This window comes from Streptococcus pseudopneumoniae (genome assembly GCF_038148935.1).
GTDB classification, from domain to species: domain Bacteria; phylum Bacillota; class Bacilli; order Lactobacillales; family Streptococcaceae; genus Streptococcus; species Streptococcus pseudopneumoniae_U.
In genome coordinates this window covers 1-4912 of record NZ_JBBJZX010000113.1, presented here as the reverse complement: position 1 = coordinate 4912, position 4912 = coordinate 1, and the positions used below count along the sequence as shown (strand labels likewise).

The window sequence follows — 4912 nt, the reverse complement described above, 5'->3', positions numbered from 1 at the left end:
TTTCCAAACCAACGATTTTTCTCCTTCTTAACCGTTACCACCTCTTCAAAAACCAAATTGGTCTGCTCTTTTTCCTGGTTCATCATCGGATAAAGAAGAAAGAGGCTGTAGATGACCGCAACAAAAATAGCTAAAATCACAAAAGGATTGAGCATGACGATGAAAAAGAAGAGAATGGTTGCCACCACTAAAAGAAGATTATTGCCCTCTTTACCAGTGTAATAGCGAATCAAAAGCAAAAAGAGGAATAAAATAAGCAGAAAACGCGAAAAATGCTCTGATACCATCAAAATCAGAGCTCCTGTCAAAAGACAGGTTTCGATAAATAAAAAGATTTTAAATTTTCTCATACATGTATCCTCTCCCTTCTATTTTATCACAATTCAAAAAAGTCACCTCAGTCTAAAGATGGAAAAAAGGCGGTGGTTACGCCTTTTTCATCTGATCCTTTGCTTCTTTTAATTTTCCATAAAGAAGATAGTCTACTTTTTGTAAATCTGCTATGGTGGCACAATTAAGGGCACACATAATCAAGCGTAGATCTGCTTTCCATCCTTGAACAATGTCAATCACTTCTTCGACGGTGTAGCTTTCAATCAATTCCAGAACTGTTCGAGACAGTCCTACAGCCTTGGCACCAAAGACCAAACACTTAATCATATCCAGCGGATTCCGAACGCCACCACTGACCAAGAGTTCGACCTTGTCTTTCCAGTCTTGGGCATTGAGAAGTGCTTGCATGGTAGACTGCCCCCATTGATTGAGGTAGTCACGTTGACCACTGCGACGATTTTCGATATAAGCAAAGCTGGTGCCACCACGACCTGACAGGTCAAAGGTTCGAACGCCCAATTCATAGGCTCTCTCGATGGTCTTCACATCCATTCCAAAGCCTACTTCCTTGAGGACAATCGGAACAGGGATTTGTTTACTATAGTCTGCTAGATTCGATTGCCAGCTTCTGAACATTCTTTCTCCCTCTGGCATGAGTAATTCCTGCATGACATTGACATGCACTTGTAGGAGAAGAGGATTCATCTCTTCTACAGTCTGAAGTCCTAGGTCAACAGGCTTGTCCAATCCAATATTGGTTCCAAGAAGGAGATTTGGATGGCTAGACTTGACAGAAAATGAGTCATCTGTTGGATCCTTTAGGGCTGCGCTATAAGAACCCGTCACAAATAAAATCCCACAGGCTTCCGCCACCTGAGCTAGCTTTTGATTGATTTCTTTACCCTTATCACTCCCACCTGTCATGGCATTGATATAAAAAGGAAAACCCCACTTTCGACCAGCAAACTCTGTCGACAGATCGACTTCATCCAGGTCGTAAAGAGGCAAGGAAGAATGAATCAACTCCACCTCATCAAAGCTATTATAGGAACTTTTCTGCTCAAGGGCATAGCGGATGTGTTCATCTTTACGATTTGTCGTCATGTCCTATCCTTTCTTGGTATAAGAGCTCAATCCCCAGATCAGCCCAGCGATTTTTTATAGTTTCAGTTGATTCCACATCAAAACTCAAGGCAATCCCACAGTCACCACCACCAGCACCGCTACTCTTGGCAACAGCCTGCAAATCTTGACTGGCTTCTGTCAGTTGTCTGAGCGAAGGCGTGTAAATATCTGCGCTCAAGCCTTCTAAAAGCTTGCTTGCTACTTCTACTTGCTCGATAATTTTTTCTGCTTTCCCCTGCTCCAAGACTTCTACCAAAGTAGCTACCATTTCTTTTGAGGAACTTAAAAAATTCTGGTCTATGTTTTGCTTGATTTGCTGGACCATTTGGCTCGATACAGCCACTTCCTTAGTCCATCCCACTAGGAAATCGCATTCTAGGGCTGGTTTCACTTGCGAAATTGAAAAGCCCCAATCACGCTCTAAAACAGTCGCCAAGTTTTCTTCTTCCAACCAAGCAGCCACCTTCTGGCGATCAAATGACTGGTAAAGAACCAATTCCTCTGCCACAATACAGGCAAGGTCTCCCATAGAACCATTGTCTCCGCGCTTGAGCAAGACAGCACTGGCCAGCTTGAACAAGAGATCCTGATCAACCGAAAGCTTATACAGAGCTAGCAGAGCCTTGATGACCAAGACAACGACACTACCACTAGAACCCAGACCAAACTTTTTACCTTCCCGTTCCATTTTCCCACGAATTTCTAGAGAAAAAGGTCGCAAGGTTTGCTCACGATAAACGAGGAAATCTTGCACTAAAGCAATTGTTTCTTGAATCAAGCTATAGTCAGGATTTGGCGTCAAATCCACTGCGAAATCAAACATATCTGAGTAGATACGGTAACTATCAGAAAAAGTAATCTCGCCCTTCATATAGATGGGAATGGCCTTTATCAAGGCCAACTGCCCTGGCTCTAAAATAGCATATTCACCTGCCCAATAGAGTTTTCCGCAAGTTTTAACAGCAATCATCTTGACTCAAATCCTTTGTTTTTGACACAATCAAGCGATAACGTTGACCGAAGATTTCTGATAAATGCTCCAAGTCTTTCTTCTGACAGAGGACCTTGACATTGGGACCAGCATCCATGGTAAAGTAGCAGGATTCTCCTTGCTCACGAAGCTGGCGGACAAAGTCCATGGCTTCATAGCTTGCATCCGTCAGATAAGAAAAGGCTGGTGACGCAGTTTTGGTCGTAGCGTGCATAGCAAGGGCATTTTTCTCCGTTAATTCCCCAACCTTGGCAAAGTCATTTTCCTTAAGGTAAACCAGCATATCCTGATAATCCTTCTCAGACTGACGCACCCAGTCATCAAAGGTCGTCGAAGTTTCCACACAAAGTTTCATCCCATCACGACTAGAGATTGGTTTTTTCTTGTCCTCTAGCACCAACATAATCATAGCTAGCTTCAAGTCTGTCTCTACAGGGTAAATTTCCCCGCTATCCTTATCCCAAGCACCGAGTGGTCCATAAAAACTCCGAGAGGAAGATCCTGAGGCAAACTTAGCCTCCTGTGCCAACTGGCTCCGAGTCAATCCAAGCTGAAAATAAGCATTACAAGCCTTGACCAAGGCAGACAAACCACTAGAACTTGAGGACAGACCCGCTGCCGTAGGCATATTGTTTTGAGTATCGATACGGACAAATCCTTCTCCAACTGGACGGTAGCGGTCAATAATCTTGCTCATCTTGGCATGCTCCACCTCATTTTGTAGCTGACCATTGATGTAAAAGGCATCAGCTGTCGCATCCGTCGGTAGAGATGACAAAGTCGTCTCCGTGTACATATTTTCCAAAGTCAGAGAAATACTGCTAGTAGCAGGTACCATCTCTTTTTCTTTTTTCTTTCCCCAATATTTGATAATAGCAATATTTGCGTAGGAACGTACTGTTACAGGCTCTCTATCCATGTCTGAACAGCTCCTTTCTCTTCTAATCTTTCTGCTAGTTCTTGAGCTTGAGTCAAATTGGTTACCAAAGCTATGATACAGCCTCCTAGCCCACCACCGCTCATCTTGGCACCCAGAGCACCATGGCTAAGAGCCGTTTCAACTAGAGAATCCGCCTCAGGGCTACTAACACCAATTTCTTTTAGATGTAAATGCGCTTGACTGAGGATTTTTCCCAGTCCTTCAGCATCTTTTCGTCTAATCGCATCTTCTGCCTGCTGGGTCAATTCTCCCAAGGCATGCAAAAACGGCAGGGCATCCTTGCCCTTGTTTTGAACCACTTGGATGGCTTCACGAGTATGACCATAAACACCCGTATCTGCAATGACCAAATAGGCGGATAAATCCATCTCAAGCTCTGTAAATCCTACGTTCTTGATAAAGCGAATAGGCTGGTCACTGAGACAGGTCTTAGCATCCAAACCACTTGGATTCATATGGGCAATCATCTCAGCCCGATTGACCAAGATTTCTAGTACATCATGAGGTAGTTCTGCCTGATAGTAGTCAAATACCGCACGAATGGCCGCTATGCTGATAGCCGCTGACGAACCCATCCCCCGTTTCTCAGGGATAGCCGAGTCAATCTCACAACGAATGCAGGCCTCTGTGATATTCAAATACTCCAGTGAGGCATAAACCGCCATGGACAAGGTATCCTCCTCATAGAGACGCCAAGGACTCACTGCAGGAACTACCTTACAAGTCACCTCCACCTCTAAAAGAGGCAGGGAAATGGCAGGATAGCCATAAACGACCGCATGCTCCCCTATTAAAATAATCTTACTATGTGCCTGACCGACACCAATTTTTTTTGTCATTTTTTCCTTTTACTAGACGAAAAAGCCGTCCCATTTTTCATACAAGTATTTATTCTTTCCTATCTATTTTATTATATTTTCACAAAAAAAGCGATTGTTTCCTTCACAATCGCTTTTCCCATTATAGGGATATATTTCCATCATTTCATTATTTAAACGATTTCTAGCATATCCTATTCTTCTCGTTTTTTAGGAAATACCGTCAAACCACTTAGGATAGATAAGCCACCTAGAGCTACCAACCATTCATCTTGTTGACTACCTGTCTGAGGTAGTTCATCCCGCTTGTGCACTTCAGTACTTCCTTGATTCCAATTCTCTGAAGGAGTTGGGGTTGGTACCGGACTTGGGTTTGGTGCTGGACTTGGACTTGGTGCCAGGCTTGGATTTGGTCCTGAGTTTGGCTTCGGTCCTGGATTTGGATTTGGTCCTGGATTTGGTCCTGGGTTTGGATTTGGCGTAGGTTCTGGTTCTTCTACATATTTCCAAATCCCCACAAATTGGATATCTGCTTTGTTTATTGTTTCTGTATCTTTTTTATAACCTTTAAATACCCAGCTTCCTTTTCCATCCTTCACATCTGTTTTTGTTGGAGATTCTGCTTTAACTTCCTTTCCGTTAATATACTCATTTTTATCTGTAGGAGTTAATTCGCTAATATTCTTCGGTAATTCTTTCCCTTCA

At 43.2% G+C, this 4912-nt stretch carries 6 protein-coding genes; all 6 read right to left on the bottom strand.

Going from position 1 to position 4912, the window contains the following annotated elements; genetic code table 11:
• The coding region (locus WKI42_RS09480; RefSeq protein ID WP_440581622.1) for a DUF7649 domain-containing protein at window positions 1-350 on the bottom strand (350 nt) is incomplete at its 3' end.
• Between the two features lie 76 nt (window positions 351-426).
• Window positions 427-1437, bottom strand: coding sequence for a type 2 isopentenyl-diphosphate Delta-isomerase (gene fni / locus WKI42_RS09475; protein WP_368081793.1), 1011 nt, complete (start codon window positions 1435-1437; stop codon window positions 427-429).
• Window positions 1421-2428, bottom strand: coding sequence for a phosphomevalonate kinase (locus WKI42_RS09470; RefSeq protein WP_368081792.1), 1008 nt, complete (start codon window positions 2426-2428; stop codon window positions 1421-1423). The genes fni and WKI42_RS09470 overlap by 17 nt, the downstream gene beginning before the upstream one ends.
• Window positions 2415-3368 (bottom strand): diphosphomevalonate decarboxylase, encoded by a 954-nt coding sequence (mvaD, locus tag WKI42_RS09465; RefSeq protein ID WP_368081791.1) that lies wholly within the window; start codon window positions 3366-3368, stop codon window positions 2415-2417. The genes WKI42_RS09470 and mvaD overlap by 14 nt, the downstream gene beginning before the upstream one ends.
• The gene (mvk, locus tag WKI42_RS09460; protein ID WP_368081790.1) at window positions 3350-4228 is read right to left on the bottom strand and encodes a mevalonate kinase; all 879 of its coding nucleotides are present in this window, start codon (window positions 4226-4228) and stop codon (window positions 3350-3352) included. The genes mvaD and mvk overlap by 19 nt, the downstream gene beginning before the upstream one ends.
• Before the next feature lie 173 nt (window positions 4229-4401).
• Window positions 4402-4912 (bottom strand): SHIRT domain-containing protein (locus WKI42_RS09455; RefSeq protein ID WP_368081789.1); only part of this gene is annotated, 511 nt, incomplete at its 5' end.

Coding starts and splice junctions, on each gene's coding strand:
- mvaD (WP_368081791.1), bottom strand. CDS start 3,368: ATGGATAGAGAGCCTGTAACAGTACGTTCCTACGCAAATATTGCTATT.
- WKI42_RS09470 (WP_368081792.1), bottom strand. CDS start 2,428: ATGATTGCTGTTAAAACTTGCGGAAAACTCTATTGGGCAGGTGAATAT.
- fni (WP_368081793.1), bottom strand. CDS start 1,437: ATGACGACAAATCGTAAAGATGAACACATCCGCTATGCCCTTGAGCAG.
- mvk (WP_368081790.1), bottom strand. CDS start 4,228: ATGACAAAAAAAATTGGTGTCGGTCAGGCACATAGTAAGATTATTTTA.